Source organism: Bacteroides acidifaciens (assembly GCF_024623065.1).
GTDB classification, from domain to species: Bacteria; Bacteroidota; Bacteroidia; order Bacteroidales; family Bacteroidaceae; genus Bacteroides; species Bacteroides acidifaciens.
On sequence record NZ_JANJZR010000084.1, the window covers coordinates 1 to 17,494 of the forward strand.

General features: G+C 45.1%; 15 protein-coding genes. 11 read left to right on the plus strand and 4 right to left on the minus strand.

Annotated features, from left to right (window positions below):
• The first annotated feature begins 106 nt into the window (after positions 1 to 106).
• Positions 107 to 601, plus strand: a complete 495-nt coding sequence (locus tag NSB03_RS17295; protein ID WP_024988393.1) for a DUF4251 domain-containing protein — start codon at positions 107 to 109, stop codon at positions 599 to 601.
• Positions 602 to 610: 9 nt separating this feature from the next.
• Here the strand turns inward: NSB03_RS17295 and NSB03_RS17300 are convergent, their stop codons facing one another.
• The gene (locus NSB03_RS17300) at positions 611 to 1,237 is read right to left on the minus strand and encodes a trimeric intracellular cation channel family protein (protein ID WP_024988392.1); all 627 of its coding nucleotides are present in this window, start codon (positions 1,235 to 1,237) and stop codon (positions 611 to 613) included.
• A gap of 93 nt (positions 1,238 to 1,330) precedes the next feature.
• On the opposite strand from NSB03_RS17300, the gene wecB reads away from it, so the two are divergent.
• The 4 genes from wecB (at position 1,331) to NSB03_RS17320 (ending at position 7,604) form a co-directional block, all read left to right on the plus strand.
• Positions 1,331 to 2,416, plus strand: coding sequence for a non-hydrolyzing UDP-N-acetylglucosamine 2-epimerase (gene wecB, locus NSB03_RS17305; RefSeq protein ID WP_024988391.1), 1,086 nt, complete (start codon positions 1,331 to 1,333; stop codon positions 2,414 to 2,416).
• A 266-nt stretch (positions 2,417 to 2,682) separates the two neighbouring features.
• Positions 2,683 to 5,259: a DUF5686 and carboxypeptidase-like regulatory domain-containing protein gene (locus NSB03_RS17310; RefSeq protein WP_024988390.1), complete on the plus strand. Its 2,577-nt coding sequence runs from the start codon at positions 2,683 to 2,685 to the stop codon at positions 5,257 to 5,259.
• Between the two features lie 9 nt (positions 5,260 to 5,268).
• The gene (locus tag NSB03_RS17315) at positions 5,269 to 6,540 is read left to right on the plus strand and encodes a replication-associated recombination protein A (RefSeq protein WP_024988389.1); all 1,272 of its coding nucleotides are present in this window, start codon (positions 5,269 to 5,271) and stop codon (positions 6,538 to 6,540) included.
• Positions 6,541 to 6,650: 110 nt separating this feature from the next.
• Entirely contained in the window at positions 6,651 to 7,604 is a 954-nt protein-coding gene (locus NSB03_RS17320; protein WP_024988388.1) for a D-2-hydroxyacid dehydrogenase, read from the plus strand.
• Positions 7,605 to 7,686: 82 nt separating this feature from the next.
• On the opposite strand, the gene cydB is transcribed toward NSB03_RS17320, so the two are convergent.
• From cydB to NSB03_RS17335, 3 genes are read right to left on the minus strand one after another with little or no spacing between them, the layout of a single operon-like run.
• On the minus strand, positions 7,687 to 8,829 hold the full coding sequence (gene cydB, locus NSB03_RS17325; protein WP_024988387.1) for a cytochrome d ubiquinol oxidase subunit II: 1,143 nt from the start codon (positions 8,827 to 8,829) through the stop codon (positions 7,687 to 7,689).
• A gap of 11 nt (positions 8,830 to 8,840) precedes the next feature.
• Positions 8,841 to 10,412, minus strand: coding sequence for a cytochrome ubiquinol oxidase subunit I (locus NSB03_RS17330; protein ID WP_024988386.1), 1,572 nt, complete (start codon positions 10,410 to 10,412; stop codon positions 8,841 to 8,843).
• Positions 10,413 to 10,432: 20 nt separating this feature from the next.
• Positions 10,433 to 10,669 (minus strand): DUF4492 domain-containing protein, encoded by a 237-nt coding sequence (locus tag NSB03_RS17335; RefSeq protein WP_024988385.1) that lies wholly within the window; start codon positions 10,667 to 10,669, stop codon positions 10,433 to 10,435.
• Positions 10,670 to 10,887: 218 nt separating this feature from the next.
• On the opposite strand from NSB03_RS17335, the gene NSB03_RS17340 reads away from it, so the two are divergent.
• The 6 genes from NSB03_RS17340 (at position 10,888) to NSB03_RS17365 (ending at position 17,415) form a co-directional block, all read left to right on the plus strand.
• On the plus strand, positions 10,888 to 12,285 hold the full coding sequence (locus NSB03_RS17340) for a TolC family protein (RefSeq protein ID WP_024988384.1): 1,398 nt from the start codon (positions 10,888 to 10,890) through the stop codon (positions 12,283 to 12,285).
• A gap of 26 nt (positions 12,286 to 12,311) precedes the next feature.
• Positions 12,312 to 13,541 (plus strand): efflux RND transporter periplasmic adaptor subunit, encoded by a 1,230-nt coding sequence (locus tag NSB03_RS17345; protein WP_024988383.1) that lies wholly within the window; start codon positions 12,312 to 12,314, stop codon positions 13,539 to 13,541.
• Positions 13,542 to 13,546: 5 nt separating this feature from the next.
• A complete protein-coding gene (locus tag NSB03_RS17350) occupies positions 13,547 to 14,290 on the plus strand; it encodes an ABC transporter ATP-binding protein (RefSeq protein WP_024988382.1) in 744 nt (247 codons plus the stop codon).
• A gap of 85 nt (positions 14,291 to 14,375) precedes the next feature.
• Positions 14,376 to 15,596 carry an ABC transporter permease gene (locus NSB03_RS17355; RefSeq protein WP_024988381.1) on the plus strand — a complete coding sequence of 407 codons (1,221 nt, stop codon included), beginning with the start codon at positions 14,376 to 14,378 and terminating at the stop codon, positions 15,594 to 15,596.
• Positions 15,597 to 15,614: 18 nt separating this feature from the next.
• Positions 15,615 to 16,676, plus strand: a complete 1,062-nt coding sequence (locus tag NSB03_RS17360) for a sensor histidine kinase (RefSeq protein WP_024988380.1) — start codon at positions 15,615 to 15,617, stop codon at positions 16,674 to 16,676.
• 40 nt (positions 16,677 to 16,716) lie between these two features.
• The gene (locus NSB03_RS17365) at positions 16,717 to 17,415 is read left to right on the plus strand and encodes a LytR/AlgR family response regulator transcription factor (protein WP_024988379.1); all 699 of its coding nucleotides are present in this window, start codon (positions 16,717 to 16,719) and stop codon (positions 17,413 to 17,415) included.
• The last annotated feature ends 79 nt before the right edge of the window (positions 17,416 to 17,494 follow it).

Sequence of the window (17,494 nt, forward strand, 5' to 3'; positions counted from 1 at the left end):
CCTATTTTGTTTTGCTAAATTTTATCAATTAACTTATTTGTGATCAACGGATTAGTTATAAAATTAACGAAGTGTTAACATATATATCAACCTAAATGCAACTGATATGAAAACGAAGAAACAAATCCTAATGTTGTTACTAGCCTTGCTAGTAGGACTCCCTACCCTTTCAGCTCAAAGTAAAGAAGAAAAGAAGGAACAGAAGAAAGAAGCTGTGACGAAACTCATCGCATCTGAAAATTACAAAATAGATGTACAGACCGCCCTGCCGATGCGCGGACGTTCCGTCCCCCTGACATCTCCCTACTCACTGGAAATCAGCAATGATTCGGTCATCTCCTACCTACCCTATTTCGGACGGGCTTACAGCATCCCTTATGGTGGCGGGGACGGACTGAATTTCAGAGCACCCCTCAAGGAATATACAATGAAAATGGATAAGAAAGGAAATGCCGTCATCCAATTCATTATCCGGAATCCCGAAGACAGATATGAATTCAGGGCAAAAGTGTACCCTAACGGTTCGGCAAGCATTGATGTAAACATGCAGAACCGGCAATCCATCAGTTTTCAGGGAAAGTTGGATATGAAAGACGAATAAAGGTGATCATCACTCTTCTTTTATCTCATCGCCACCTTTTAATATAGGCAAGCAGATGTGATATTTTACAGCTAGGATGCGGGTCAGGAATACAGCAGACCCGCCGATTAGCTGGCATCCGTATGACTCAAGTCCCGCGACATCGCAAAGCCAATAGGCAATACCGCCTACCACACAGGCCATTGCGTAAATTTCTTTTCGGAATATCAAAGGGATTTCATTGATAAAGACATCACGCATCACACCGCCTGCCGCTCCCGTGATACTACCCATAATGATTGCCACCCAGAAAGGATATCCCAAGGCAATGCTCTTGCCCACACCTACCACAGTGAACAATGCCAGACCGATACTGTCGAAAATAAAAAATGTATTGTTGAGCCGGATAAGCCAACGTCCGAAGCAGATAACCCACACCAGAGCCAGCCCCGTACAAATCAAATAAATGGGGTCTGTCATCCACCCGGGGGTAACATCGAGCAGAACATCACGGATAGTACCGCCACCGATAGCCGTGGCAAGTCCGACAACATAGGCTCCGAACCAGTCGAAACGCTTCGCCGAAGCCAGCCGGATACCACTAATTGCAAAGGCAAATGTGCCTATAAAATCAAGAATTTGAACGAATGTGGGCATATATTTATTATTTTTGTATGCAAAGTAACAAATAAATTCCGTAAGAAAATGTACATTTGCTTCACGAATTAAACCGAATATGATAGAAATAAGATGAAAATAACAATTGTTGCCGGGGCACGCCCCAATTTCATGAAGATAGCTCCCATTACACGCGCTATTGAAGCTGCACGGTCGCTGGGTAAAAGTATCTCCTACCGACTGGTCTACACGGGCAGAAAAGAGGATACGAGTCTGGACGCTTCTCTCTTTTCGGACCTCGACATGAAGGCTCCCGATGTATATCTGGGAGTGGAAAGCAGTAATCCAACGAGTTTGACAGCAGGAATCATGGTAGCGTTCGAACAGGAGTTGACCGAGAACCCAGCACACGTTGTTCTTGTTGTGGACGACCTCACCGCAACGATGAGTTGCGCTATCGTTGCCAAGAAACAAGGAATCAAGGTGGCGCACCTTGTGGCCGGAACCCGCTCTTTCGACATGAAGATGCCGAAAGAAGTGAACCGCATGATTACGGACGGACTGTCCGACTACTTGTTCACAGCCGGCATGGTTGCCAACCGTAATCTGAACCAAACGGGTACGGAAAGCGAAAATGTATATTATGTAGGCAATATCCTCATAGATGCTATCCGTTACAACCGCAACCGGCTACTCAAACCGATATGGTTCTCCGTATTGGGACTCCAGGAAGGCAATTATCTCCTGCTCACCCTCAACCGCCGTGTCTTGCTTAATAACAAAGAGAATCTGCAGCAACTGATGGAAACATTGATTGAGAAATCTGCCGGCATGCCTATCGTAGCACCATTGCACACGTATGTACGCAACGCGATTAAGGAATTGGACATCGAAGCACCTAACCTGCATATCATGCCACCACAGAATTACCTATTCTTCGGTTATCTGATTAATAAGGCGAAAGGAATTGTCACCGACTCCGGCAATGTCGCCGAAGAAGCAACTTTCCTGGGTATTCCTTGCATTACTCTCAATACATACGCCGAGCATCCCGAGACATGGCGTATGGGAACCAACGAGCTTGTCGGAGAAGACCCAGCTCTGCTTGCCAAAACAATGGATACACTGATGAAAGGCGAATGGAAGCGCGGTGAACTCCCCGAACGTTGGGACGGACGTACCGCAGAGCGTATCGTACAGATTCTATCAAGCAAATAACGCTCACCTTACTTGCCCTATGCCGTCAAGTGTAGAGCAAGTAGCTTCAACATGCCTTGAAACAAAGTGTTTCATTACGGGAAACAAACAGTTTCAACGGATGAAACTAAATCAGGAACTAGTTGTTAAATATATATGACCAAGGCTAACTTATTTGAGCATTGGATATATACGCTTGTAAACAACCAAAAACGATGGGTAAAAAAAGTTATATATTCTCTCACACTGAGAGTTATTTGTTAACTTTGCACCTTACTACGAACGTTATGAGACAACGATATAACAAAATATTTATACTGCTCTTACTTGTATTGGCAGCTCCAAATGCGTTTGCACAGCAAATTAAAGGGGTAGTTACCGATTCTGTGACACATGAACCATTGATGTATATTTCCATCTATTATCAGGAAAAAAGAGATATGGGTACTATCACCAATATCGACGGAGAATATAACCTCGATGCCCGCAGGAACGGCGGAACGCTTGTATTCTCCGCTGTCGGCTATATCAGCAAGACAGTGAAAGTCCACTATGCCAATCAGACTGTCAACGTTCAGTTGGCTCCGGATAATGTACTCCTGAATGAAATTGTCGTAAAACCCAAGAAAGAAAAATACTCCCGTAAGAACAATCCGGCAGTCGAATTCATGAAGAAGGTCATTGAGCACAAGAAGGCGCAAGTCCTCGAAGTGAACGACTATTATCAGTACGACAAGTACGAGAAGATGAAAATGTCTATCAACGACCTCACACCGGAGAAACTCGAAAAAGGCATCTACAAGAAATATGCCTTCCTCAAAGACCAGGTGGAAGTGTCGGAAACAACGAATAAGTTGATTCTTCCGATTTCCGTACAGGAGACAGCTTCGCAGACCATTTATCGCAAAGACCCCGAAAGTAAGAAAACCATTATCAAAGGAAAGAACTCCAACGGTATCGAAGAATTTTTCTCAACGGGAGATATGCTCGGCACAGTCTTGAAGGATGTCTTTGCCGATATCAATATTTACGACGATGACATTCGCCTGCTCCAACAACGTTTCGTAAGCCCTATCGGCAGTAGCGCCATTTCTTTTTATAAGTATTATCTGATGGACACATTGATGGTGGACAAGCGCGAATGTGTGCACCTGACTTTCGTTCCACAGAATTCGCAGGATTTCGGATTTACCGGACATCTGTATGTACTGAACGACTCTACGTATGCCGTACAGAAATGTACGATGAACTTGCCCAAAAAGACCGGAGTAAACTTCGTCAACCGCATGGACATCGTGCAGCAGTACGAACAACTGCCGAACGGCAACTGGGTATTGTCCGATGACAATATGACTGTAGACCTTTCATGGAATTCCAACAAAACGGCAGGCGGCCTGCAGGTAGAACGAATCACTAAATACAGCGATTACAAATTCGACCCTATCGAGCAACGGCTTTTCCGGTTGAAAGGAAGCGTGATAAAGGAAGCGGACATGCTTTCAAAAAGCGATGAATACTGGGCAAGTGTCCGCCAGGTTCCATTGACAAAGAAAGAAAGTACGATGGATGTATTCGTCAACCGTCTCGAACAGATTCCGGGATTCAAGTACATCATCTTCGGAGCTAAAGCCCTGATTGAGAACTTTGTGGAAACAGGAAGCAAGGGACGTCCGAGCAAAGTGGACATCGGCCCTATCAACACCATGATTTCGAGCAACTACATTGATGGAACCCGTTTCCGGTTGAGCGGTATGACTACGGCGCATTTCGACAAGCATTGGTTCTTGAGCGGTTACGGCGCATACGGTCTGAAAGACGAGCGGTGGAAATATAGCGGTACACTGACTTATTCGTTCAACAAACGTGATTATGTAGTCTGGGAATTCCCGAAACATTATATTTCGGCAACTTACAGTTATGATGTAATGTCTCCAATGGACAAGTTCCTGTTTACGGACAAGGATAATATCTTCTTATCACTAAAAACGACAACGGTAGACCAAATGTCTTATATGCGTGACGCGACTGTCAACTATGAACTCGAAACGCTAACAGGTTTCGGAGTGAAAGCGATGCTCCGCCACCGTAACGACGAACCTACCGGAAAACTGGAATATCTGCGCAACGATGCTGCACAAACACGTGTGCATGACATGACGACCACTGAAGCAAGCCTGACATTACGCTATGCTCCGGGTGAATCGTTCGTCAATTCCAAGCAACGCCGTATTCCCGTATCTCTGGACGCGCCCATTTTCACGCTCACCCATGTGATGGGATTCAAGGGCGTATTGGGCGGCGAATACAACTTCAACCGTACGGAAGCGAGCATATGGAAGCGTTTCTGGCTTCCCGCCTCGTGGGGAAAAGTAGACGTCAGCCTGAAAGCGGGAGCCGAATGGAACACAGTCCCCTTCCCACTCCTGATTTTACCCGAAGCAAACTTGTCGTATATCACACAGCATGAGACATTCTGCCTCATCAACAACATGGAGTTTCTCAACGACCGGTTTGCCGCCTTGTCTCTCTCCTACAACATGAACGGAAAGCTATTCAACCGCATCCCGCTCATCAAGCAACTGAAATGGAGAGAGATGTTCCGTGTGCGCGCCTTGTGGGGAACGCTGACCGACAAGAACAATCCGTTCAAAAGTAATAATCCCGACCTGTTCCGCTTCCCGACACGCAACGGAGAGTTCACCAGTTTCGTGATGAACCCCAAAGTGCCTTACGTAGAGGTGGGCTTTGGCATTTTCAACATATTCAAGTTGCTGCACGTGGAGTACATACACCGTCTCACCTACCGCAACAATCCGAATATCAACATCCATGGTATTCGGTTCATGATATTAACAGCATTCTAAAAGAACACTATGCAACCTTTGGCAGAGCGGCTACGGCCGAAAACGTTAGACGAATACATCGGTCAGAAACATTTAGTAGGGCCTGGTGCTATCCTGCGCAAGATGATTGACGCAGGACGCATCTCTTCTTTCATCCTTTGGGGCCCACCCGGAGTAGGAAAAACGACGCTGGCACAAATCATTGCCAATAAACTGGAAACTCCTTTTTATACATTGAGTGCCGTAACTTCCGGCGTAAAGGACGTACGCGAAGTGATAGACCGTGCCAAAAGCAACCGTTTCTTTTCACAATCCAGTCCGATACTGTTTATTGATGAAATTCACAGGTTCAGCAAATCGCAGCAGGATTCCCTGTTGGGGGCAGTGGAGAATGGAACTGTTACGTTGATTGGTGCGACGACGGAGAATCCGTCGTTCGAGGTTATCCGCCCTCTCCTATCGCGTTGCCAGCTTTATGTGCTCAAATCATTGGAGAAAGAAGATTTGCTGGAACTTCTCCAACGTGCCGTCACTACGGATACTGTACTGAAAGAACGCAAAATCGAATTAAAAGAAACAACAGCCATGTTGCGCTTCTCCGGTGGAGATGCCCGCAAACTGCTTAATATATTAGAACTCGTTGTTCAGTCAGAGACAGAGGAAACGGTTGTTATCACCGACGAGATGGTAACAGAACGGCTGCAGCAGAATCCGCTGGCATATGACAAGGACGGAGAAATGCATTATGACATTATCTCCGCTTTCATCAAGTCGATTCGCGGAAGCGACCCGGACGGAGCTATTTATTGGCTTGCCCGCATGGTGGAAGGCGGCGAAGACCCTGCTTTCATTGCCCGCCGGCTTGTCATTTCGGCTTCGGAAGATATCGGCCTTGCCAACCCCAATGCCCTGCTTCTGGCAAATGCCTGCTTCGACACACTGATGAAAATCGGCTGGCCCGAAGGACGGATTCCCTTAGCGGAAACAACGATATACCTGGCCACCAGCCCCAAGAGCAATTCGGCCTACAACGCGATTAACGATGCGTTGGAGTTGGTGCGTTCAACAGGAAATCTGCCTGTCCCGCTGCATCTGCGCAACGCGCCTACCAAGCTGATGAAACAATTGGGATACGGACAGAAGTACAAATATGCCCACAATTACGAGGGTAACTTCGTGAAACAGCAATTCCTGCCCGACGAGCTGAAAGACAAACGGATATGGCAACCACAAAATAATCTGGCGGAACAGAAGCATGCCGAACGGATGATACAGTTGTGGGGAGATAAATTCAAAAAGTAAGCTATTGGCTAAAAGAAATATGCCATTGGCAAAAAAGAATCAACTAATGGCAAAAGCAAAATAAAAAAATAAAGAAAGACGTATAACATATTATTAATATTAAAATTGAAATGAAGATTGTAATTTTAGACGGCTTTGCCGCCAATCCCGGGGATTTGTCCTGGGAAGGTATTAAAGCTCTCGGAGAATGTACGATATATGACCGCACTGCTCCCGAAAAAGTATTAGAACGTGCAGCCGGAGCAGAAGTGCTTTTGACTAATAAAGTAATCATCAATGCAGACCACATGGCTGCACTGCCCGAACTGAAATATATTGGCGTATTGGCTACCGGCTACAATGTAGTTGACACTGCCGCAGCCAAGGAACGGGGAATCATTGTGACCAATATTCCTTCATACAGTACAGCTTCTGTTGCCCAAATGGTATTTGCACATATTCTGAATATCTGCCAGCAAGTGCAGCACCATTCGGAAGAAGTACACAAAGGTCGTTGGACCAACAGCAAGGATTTCTGTTTTTGGGATACTCCGTTAATGGAGCTGAGAGAAAAGAAAATCGGTCTGGTCGGACTGGGAAATACCGGATACACAACTGCACGTGTCGCCATCGGCTTTGGTATGCAAGTATATGCATTAACTTCAAAGTCACATTTTCAGTTGCCACCGGAAATCAAGAAAATGGATTTAGACCAATTGTTCTGCGAGTGTGATATTATCAGCTTGCACTGCCCGCTTACTCCAGAGACACGAGAAATGGTGAATGCCCGCCGTCTTGCTATGATGAAGCCGACGGCTATCCTAATCAATACAGGTCGCGGTCCGCTGGTCAATGAACAGGATTTAGCAGATGCACTGAACAGCGGCAAGATTTACGCTGCCGGAGTAGACGTTCTTTCTACAGAACCACCGCGTCCTGACAATCCATTGTTGACAGCAAAGAACTGCTATATCACTCCACACATCGCGTGGGCAACGCTGGAAGCTCGCGAACGCTTGATGAATATCGCAACCTGCAACATACAAGCATACATTGCTGGAAAACCTGAAAACTTGGTAAATTGAGAATAAGAAAATAGGCTGCGCAATGAATATTTATTACCTCATACGCAGCCTATTTTCTTATTCTCAATTTTTAAGTCTCAATTTAATAAGAGTGTCCGCCTTCGTCCATCTCTTTCTCTGTAATCTTGTGACGGTCGATGCTACGCCAAGCGTAGAAGATATAAGCAATCACAAACGGAACGAGAATGGAAACATAAGCCATCGTTTTCAAAGTAAACTCGCTGGAACAGCTATTTGCCAAAGTCAATGAGCTTTGCAAGTCGGTATAAGATGGATAATAAGCCGTGTTATTATATCCTGCCACCAATAATAAAGACAAGACTGTCAATACCGTGCCGATGCCCGTAAACCAAATACCTTTATCGAAAGTCTTTTTGAGCAATGTCTTTCCGATGCCGAAGAGAACCAAAGCTACTCCTATCAGGAACAGGACAAGAACTATCGGCATTTCGATAAAGTTAGTAAAGTATTTGAAAGATTGCATATAAATCTCCTGCGTATCCGGATTTACTGCAAAGCCATCGGAGACTAATGTACGAATGACAAATGACAGGAAGAATACAAGAAACATGATAGTATTATTCCGTACCGCACGACGGCATTTGTCCGTCAACTCTTTATCCGCTATATTATTAATAAAGTATAACGCTCCCAGCACACGGGCAAGGAAGAATACCGCCAGCCCCAAAATCACATTCCAAATATTAGTCAACGCATCCAATCCATGCCAACCGTTCCCCCAATGGCTGATAACCGGCATAATAGTATCCGCCATATTTCCTTTATTAATATAGAAATCGGAACCTGTGAAGAATGTGGCCACCGCCCCGCCAAGCAATAACGGCCCTACTACCCCATTAATCACTAGAAAAGTCTGATATGTCTTTCTGCCTAGCAGATTTCCTGCTTTGCTTTGGAACTCATAGCTGACAGCCTGCAACACAAAACTGAAAAGAATAATCATCCAAAGCCAATAAGCACCACCGAAGCTAGTGCTATAAAATAACGGGAAAGATGCAAAGAAAGCACCGCCAAAAGTAACCAGCGTAGTAAACGTAAACTCCCATTTACGTCCGGTAGAGTTCACCATCATTTTACGGTGTTCTTCCGTCTTACCGAGACAGAACAGCAATGAATTACCACCTTGCACAAACAATAAAAACACAAGGATAGCCCCCAGCAAGGAAACGACAAGCCACCAATATTGTTGTAGAAATATATACATAGTCTTTACGATTAATGGTTAATAGTAACATTATTTCCCGTTTCCGGTCCTTTCTTGATAGCCTTTACCATAATTCCGGCACCCGCAATCAGCATTACTGTAAACAAGAACAGGAAGATAAAGAAAGTAGTCTGCACGGAACTCACGTCCAGTTTGGAGATGGCAACTGATGTAGGCAGCATATCACGGATAGCCCACGGCTGACGACCACATTCGGCAACCACCCATCCAGCTTGTCCGGCAATATATCCCAAAGGAATAGTCAATAGAGCAATCCAGTGCATCCACCGCATCTTACTCAAATCCTTCTTATAGATAAAGAAAAGAACTACAATAAAGAAAAGGATGAAATATCCGCCCAGAATTACCATTATACGGAACGCGTAGAAATTGAGAGGGACATTCGGAACCAGTTGGTTGACATCCTTAATATATCCGTAGCCGAAATAAGGAATATTTTCCTGCAATACTTTGTAAGCCACTTGCGCGTCCTCTTCGTGTCCTGCGCTCTTTGCCGCACGATAGGCAGCCAAAGCACCGATAGCCGTTTTTCCACGTTCTATCTTCTCGGCTGCCGAAAGAGCTTTTGTGCCGTCTTTCATCTCATAACCGCCCTCAATAATATTTGCAATACCCGGAACGTAGCCGTCCACATCACGTTCGGCAAGGAAAGAAAGCATGCTCGGTATCTCTATGCAGAAGAGGAACGGGTCTTTTCCATCATCATATGTCTTCTTTTCGGGATTCAGCATACCGATTCCTACTAGTCCGACATTCGTGCCGCCTTCATACAAGCCTTCCACAGCCGCCAGTTTCATGGGCTGCGTCTGTGCAATCTGATAACCGGAACCATCGCCCGTCCATGCTGACAACAGCGATGCGACCAGTCCGAAGATAGCTCCAATCTTAATACTGGCAAGCGCAAATTCACGGTTACGTTTCTTCAGCAAGTACCAACAACTGATGCCGACTACAAAAATAGCACCAAGCACCCAACCAGATAACACTGTATGAAAAAATTTATTAACGGCTACAGGTGAAGTTGCCACTGCCCAAAAATCGACCATCTCATTGCGAACAGTATCAGGATTGAACTCCATACCTACTGGATGCTGCATCCATGCATTGGCAACGAGAATCCACCAAGCAGAGATAGTTGCTCCCAATCCCGTCAGCCAAGTTGAAGCCAAGTGAAAACGCTTACTGACTTTTCCCCAGCCGAAAAACATTACAGCTATAAAGGTGGCTTCCATAAAGAATGCCAAAATACCTTCAATAGCCAACGGCGCACCGAAAATGTCTCCTACAAACCATGAATAATTGCTCCAGTTCGTTCCAAACTCAAACTCAAGAATCAAGCCTGTTGCCACACCAATAGCAAAGTTGATACCAAAAAGCTTCATCCAGAACATCGCTGTCTTCTTCCAGAATTCTTTGCCTGTTTTATAATACAGCGTCTCCATAATGCCCATCACCACAGCCAGCCCGAGTGTAAGGGGAACAAAAATCCAATGGTACATTGCTGTCATCGCAAATTGGGCTCTCGACCAATCGATAAGCGAAGTGTCAATACTTTCAATCATAATCTTATGTAGTTTAAGAGTTAAAAATCAATTGATTTCTCAGGAAGAGCGCGTTGTATCAGTTCGTTTCCTACATAGTTTCCCTTATCGGCATCCGTAGGATGATTACCAAGGAAATCCGGAAAAAAGAACAATTTGAGAATGAAGAACATGACGAATAATTTCAGCAGGATAATAATCCATAAAGTACGACCGAGCGTCATACTACGGAAACCTTCCAGATAAAAGTTCCAAATAGAAAGCAGTGTATTCTTCATATGTCGGCATTATAGTTTGTAATGAATACAAATATACAATTTTTATAATTAAAACAAACAAATACCCCGAATTGTTGCGAGATTTGTTGTGTTTTTCTAATAAAATCAACCTATCGACAGAAAAAAATCATTTAACGGCAAAATTCCGTGTTCTGTCTATCGTTTTTGCGGCTAATATAATATGTACGTACCTTCGCTATCAGTAAATCAATAGAAGTATGAATATGATGAATGTAAAAAGATTGACAGTGATGGCATTTCTTGGCGCAGGTATGTTTTCGGGCATATCTGCCCAAGAATCTCCGCTGCAAGCCGATACGCTGAACGGAGCAAAACTCCCTGCACAATGGGATTTGCAATCGTGCATCGACTATGCCTTGGAACAGAATATTACGATTCGCAAAAACCGTATAGCTGCGGAAAGTACACAGATTGACGTGAAGACAGCTAAAGCTGCTTTGTTTCCCAGCCTTTCATTCTCTACCAGCCAGCAGGTGGTGAACCGCCCGTATCAAGAATCGAGTAGTCGGGTGAGCGGCAGCGAGATTATCAGCAGTAATAGTAAAACCAGTTATAACGGTAATTATGGGCTGAATGCTTCGTGGACTTTATATAATGGAAGCAAGCGGCTGAAAACCATCAAGCAGGAACAACTGGACAACCAAGTAGCCGAACTTGATGTGGCAATGTCCGAGAATAATATTCAAGAATCCATCGCACAGGTTTATATCCAGATTCTTTATGCGGCGGAGTCAGTCAGAGTTAACGAGAATACATTACAGGTTTCCATTGCGCAGCGTGACCGCGGTCAGCAATTGCTGGATGCAGGAAGTATTGCCAAAAGTGATTTTGCGCAACTGGAAGCTCAGGTCAGTACCGATCGTTATCAACTTGTCACAGCGCAAGCCACCCTGCAAGATTACAAATTACAACTGAAACAACTGCTCGAACTAGATGGAGAGAATGAAATGAACGTCTATCTCCCTGCCCTGTCCGACGAGAATGTACTTGCCCCCTTGCCTACTAAAAAAGATGTATATGTAAGTGCACTTGCCTTTCGTCCTGAGATTGAAGCAAGCAAGCTCAATGTAGAAGCTTCCGAATTGGGAATTGATATTGCAAAATCCGGTTATTTCCCCACCGTCAGCCTTAGCGCAGGCATCGGAACGAATCATACGAGCGGAAGTGACTTTACTTTCGGCGAGCAGGTGAAGAATGGTTGGAACAATTCCATCGGTCTGTCGGTCAGTGTGCCTATTTTCAACAACCGTCAGACAAAAAGTGCTATACAGAAGGCTAAATTGCAACGCGAAACGAGCATACTGTCACTGCTTGACGACCAGAAGGCACTGTACAAGACGATTGAAGGTCTTTGGCTGGATGCCAACAATGCACAACAGCGTTATGCGGCAGCCAACGAGAAACTGAGAAGCACGCAAATCAGCTACGAACTGATTAGTGAACAGTTCAATTTGGGAATGAAGAACACCGTGGAACTTCTTACCGAGAAGAATAACTTGTTGCAAGCGCAGCAAGAACAACTTCAAGCTAAATATATGGCTATACTGAATACCCAGTTGCTGAAGTTCTATCAAGGGGATAAATTAGCATTATAATAAACAAGTAAAAGCATAAGAAACGAATGAAAACGAAAAAGATTACCTTAATCGCCGTGGCAGTCGTTGTGGTAACAGGTGCGGGAATCTGGTTCTTCGCCGGGTCGCCCGCCAAACACAAAGTCACATATGCCACTGTTACTGTCAGCAAAGGCGATATTTCAAATTCGGTGACTGCAACCGGAACGATTGAACCTGTGACGGAAGTAGAAGTCGGTACACAAGTATCTGGTATCATTGACAAGATTTATGTAGACTACAACTCAACAGTCACCAAAGGGCAGTTGATTGCTGAGATGGACCGCATTACTCTGCAAAGCGAACTGGCTTCCCAACAGGCAACTTATGACGGGGCTAAAGCCGAATATGAATATCAGAAAAAGAATTACGAACGTAGCAAAGGGCTGCATGAGAAATCCTTGATTAGCGATACAGACTTCGAACAGGCTCTTTACAATTATCAGAAGGCTAAAAGTAGTTATGACAGCAGCAAGGCATCTCTTGCGAAAGCGGAACGTAACTTGTCTTATGCAACGATTACTTCGCCCATTGACGGAGTTGTTATCAGCCGTGATGTAGAAGCCGGACAAACGGTTGCTTCCGGATTCGAAACTCCGACACTCTTCACCATCGCCGCAGATTTGACTCAGATGCAGGTGGTAGCCGATGTGGATGAAGCGGACATAGGCGGTGTGGAAGAAGGCCAGTGTGCCAGTTTTACGGTGGATGCTTACCCGAATGATACATTTGAGGGGGTAGTGACACAGATTCGTTTGGGAAACTCAAGCAGTACGAGCAACGCAAGCAGCAGTACAAGCACGGTAGTTACCTATGAAGTGGTAATCTCCGCCCCTAACCCCGATTTGAAACTGAAACCGCGTCTGACGGCTAATGTCACTATTTATATTCTTGATAAAAAAGGTGTATTGTCTGTGCCGAACAAGGCTTTGCGTTTCGTTCCGGAGAAACCGCTCATCGGTGCTAATGACATTGTAAAAGATTGTAAGGGTGAACATAAACTTTGGACACGTGAAGGCACTACATTCACTGCGCATCCTGTAAAAATCGGAATTAGCAACGGGATATCTACGGAGATTGTCAGCGGTATCACCGAAGGTACGAAAGTGGTATCCGAAGCTACCATAGGTGCAATGCCCGGTGAGGATTTCGAAGCTGGCCCCAATAAAGAGAACGGTGGAGAAAGAAGCCCGTTCATGCCTGGTCCTCCGGGAAGTAAGAAGAAAAACAACAAGTGACAATCATGAAGAAAGTAATTGAAATACAAAATATCAGACGGGACTTCCAAGTAGGAGACGAAACCGTTCATGCGTTACGGGGCGTTTCGTTTACTATCAAAGAAGGGGAGTTTGTCACCATCATGGGTACTTCCGGTTCGGGAAAGTCTACGCTACTTAACATATTGGGCTGCCTGGACACCCCGACAAGCGGCGAGTATCTGCTCGACGATATTCCCGTCCGCACGATGAGCAAGCCTCAACGTGCAGTACTGAGAAATCGTAAGATTGGATTCGTATTCCAAAGCTATAATCTATTGCCTAAAACAACCGCAGTGGAAAATGTGGAACTGCCACTTATGTACAACTCGTCCGTCAGTGCTTCCGAACGTCACCGCCGTGCCATCGAATCTTTGCAGGCTGTGGGATTGGGCGACCGTTTGGAACATAAATCCAACCAGATGTCCGGTGGACAGATGCAGCGGGTTGCCATTGCACGTGCGCTGGTAAATAATCCAGCCGTTATTCTTGCGGATGAAGCAACGGGAAACCTCGACACCCGTACCTCCTTCGAGATACTTGTCCTGTTTCAGAAACTTCACGCGGAAGGACGCACTATTATCTTTGTAACACATAATCCCGAACTTGCGCAATATAGCAGCCGTAATATCCGTCTGCGCGACGGTCATGTCATAGAGGATACTGTCAACTCAAAGATTCTGTCCGCTGCCGAAGCACTCGCGGCATTGCCGAAAAACGACAAGGATTAAATAGTAATTAACGGGATAGTGATTAATTCATTGCTATTCATTATCGCGCTAATCATTAATCACTAAATAATTAATCACTAACAATATGAATGGAACTAATTTATTCAAGATAGCTCTCCGAGCATTGGCGAACAACAAGTTGCGTGCTTTTCTCACCATGCTCGGTATTATCATCGGTGTCGCTTCCGTCATCACGATGCTTGCTATCGGACAAGGTTCGAAGAAAAGTATCCAACAGCAGATTTCCGAGATGGGATCGAACATGATTATGATTCACCCGGGAGCCGATATGCGTGGTGGTGTCCGGCAAGATCCGTCTGCCATGCAGACCTTGAAACTTGCCGATTACGAAGCCTTGCGCGATGAGACAAGTTTCCTGTCTGCCGTCAGCCCCAATGTCTCTTCATCAGGACAGCTTATTGCCGGCAACAATAACTATCCTGCATCCGTGAATGGCGTAGGAACGGAATACCTTGATATTCGCCAGTTGACGGTGGAAAATGGGGAGATGTTCACCGAAGCCGACATTCAAAGCTCTGCAAAAGTATGCGTGATAGGAAAGACAATAGTGGACAATCTTTTTCCGGACGGAAGTGACCCGGTAGGCAAGATTATCCGTTTCAGCAAGATACCCTTCCGGGTGGTAGGCGTGCTCAAGGCAAAGGGCTACAATTCTATGGGACAAGACCAAGATGCCGTAGTGCTTGCTCCTTATACCACTGTGATGAAGCGTTTGCTTGCCGTCACGTACCTGCAAGGCGTGTTTGCTTCTGCCCTCACCGAAGATATGACAGAATATGCTACGAATGAAATCAGTACAATTCTCCGCCGCAACCATAAGTTGAAAGCAACGGACGATGATGATTTCACTATCCGTACCCAACAAGAACTGAGCACGATGCTCAACTCTACCACCGACCTGATGACGACCCTGCTTGCCTGCATCGCAGGAATTTCACTGGTGGTAGGTGGTATCGGAATTATGAATATCATGTACGTATCCGTCACGGAACGTACCCGCGAGATTGGTTTACGTATGTCTGTCGGTGCACGGGGTGTCGATATTCTGAGCCAGTTCCTTATTGAAGCCATCATGATTAGTATCACGGGCGGCATCATCGGGGTGATTATCGGTTGCGGAGTCAGTTGGATTGTGAAAAGTGTGGCGCATTGGCCTATCTTTATCCAACTTTGGAGTGTATTCCTTTCTTTTGCGGTATGCACTGTCACCGGAGTCTTCTTCGGATGGTATCCTGCCAAGAAAGCCGCAGATTTAGACCCGATAGAAGCCATCAGATACGAATAAAAAGCTATCTTTGTCTTTATGAAACAAAACTTTACATCTGCGCGTCGTCCCCTGGAAATACTGATACACATTATCGGCTGGGGAATTATGTTCGGTTTCCCGTTCTTTTTCGTTGAACGCGGAAACGGAAACATAAACTGGATGGCTTATGTACGCCATCTTGCCGTACCACTTTCTTTCATGATTGTGTTCTACGTCAACTATTTCCTTCTGGTTCCCCGCTATCTTTTCCAGGGGCAGGCAAAGAGATACATCATCTATAACATTATCTTTTTATGCGCCATTGGAGTTTTACTCCACCTTTGGCAAAGCCTGACGTTCGACCCGTCATTTGCATCCAGAACCAAACGTCCGGGTATGCCGCCGGGATGGCTGTTCTTCCTTAGGGATATGCTGAGTCTCGTCTTTACCATCGGGCTGAGCGCCGCCATCCGTATGAGTGCGCGATGGACGCAGAACGAAAACGCCCGTAAAGAAGCGGAACGAAGCCGCGCAGAAGCCGAATTGAAAAACCTACGGAACCAGTTGAACCCGCACTTTTTGCTGAATACTTTGAATAACATTTATGCTTTGATTGCCTTTGATTCAGATAAGGCACAGGAAGCAGTACAAGAGTTGAGCAAACTTCTCCGATATGTATTGTATGATAATCAGCAGACGTATGTCCCTCTCTGCAAAGAAGTAGATTTTATCCGCAATTATATTGAGTTGATGCGTATCCGCCTGTCCGCGAATGTACAAATGACCACTCAATTCGACATTCAGCCAGATAGCCAGACACTTATTGTTCCACTTATCTTCATTTCGTTGATAGAGAATGCTTTCAAGCATGGCATATCTCCTACTGAACCTAGTTTTATCAGTATTCATATTTCGGAAAATGACAAGGAAGTGGTTTGTGAAATCCGCAACAGCAATCATCCCAAGACGGTGGAAGATAAAAGTGGCTCGGGGGTCGGGTTAGAGCAAGTGAGCCGGCGGCTGGAGATACTTTATCCGGGGGCTTACACTTGGTCGAAAGGCAGTTCGGGAAACAAGTCTGTCTATGAATCGCGACTGAGTATTAAAATCAAAGAGTAGACAGAAAACGTTTAGTATAAAACATCAGATATAGAATAATATGGTATTACGTTGTGCGATTGTTGATGATGAGCCTTTAGCTATCAGCCTATTAGAAAGTTATGTGAACAAGACTCCGTTCCTGCAACTCGCAGGAAAATATTCCAGCGCAGTCCAAGCTATGAAGGAATTGCCGGATGAAGAGGTGGAACTTCTGTTTCTGGACATTCAGATGCCAGAGCTTAACGGACTGGAGTTCTCGAAGATGGTAGACTCCCGCACCCGTATCGTGTTTACTACAGCTTTCGGACAGTATGCTATCGACGGTTATCGTGTCAACGCACTCGATTACCTACTGAAGCCTATCTCATACATTGATTTCCTACAAGCGGCAAACAAAGCGCTCCAATGGTTCGAACTGGTTCAAAAGCCGGAAGAGATAGATAGTATTTTCGTGAAAAGCGATTATAAGCTGGTACAAGTAGACCTGAAAAAAATCACGTATATCGAAGGTTTGAAGGATTATATCAAAATCTATACAGAAGATGCTCCCAAACCCATTTTGTCACTTATGAGCATGAAAGCAATGGAAGAACTTTTGCCTTCCAGCCGTTTCATACGCGTGCATCGTTCGTTCATTGTTCAGAAAGATAAGATACGTGTGATTGACCGTGGTCGTATCGTCTTCGACAAGACATATATCCCCATCAGTGATAGTTACAAGCAAGTTTTCCAAACTTTTCTTGATGAAAGGAGCTAACATTAGAGCCTGTTTAAATTCTCTTCAGTCATAATATTATAGCTGATATTTTAACTTACCCCGGCTCTTCTTGTCGCGT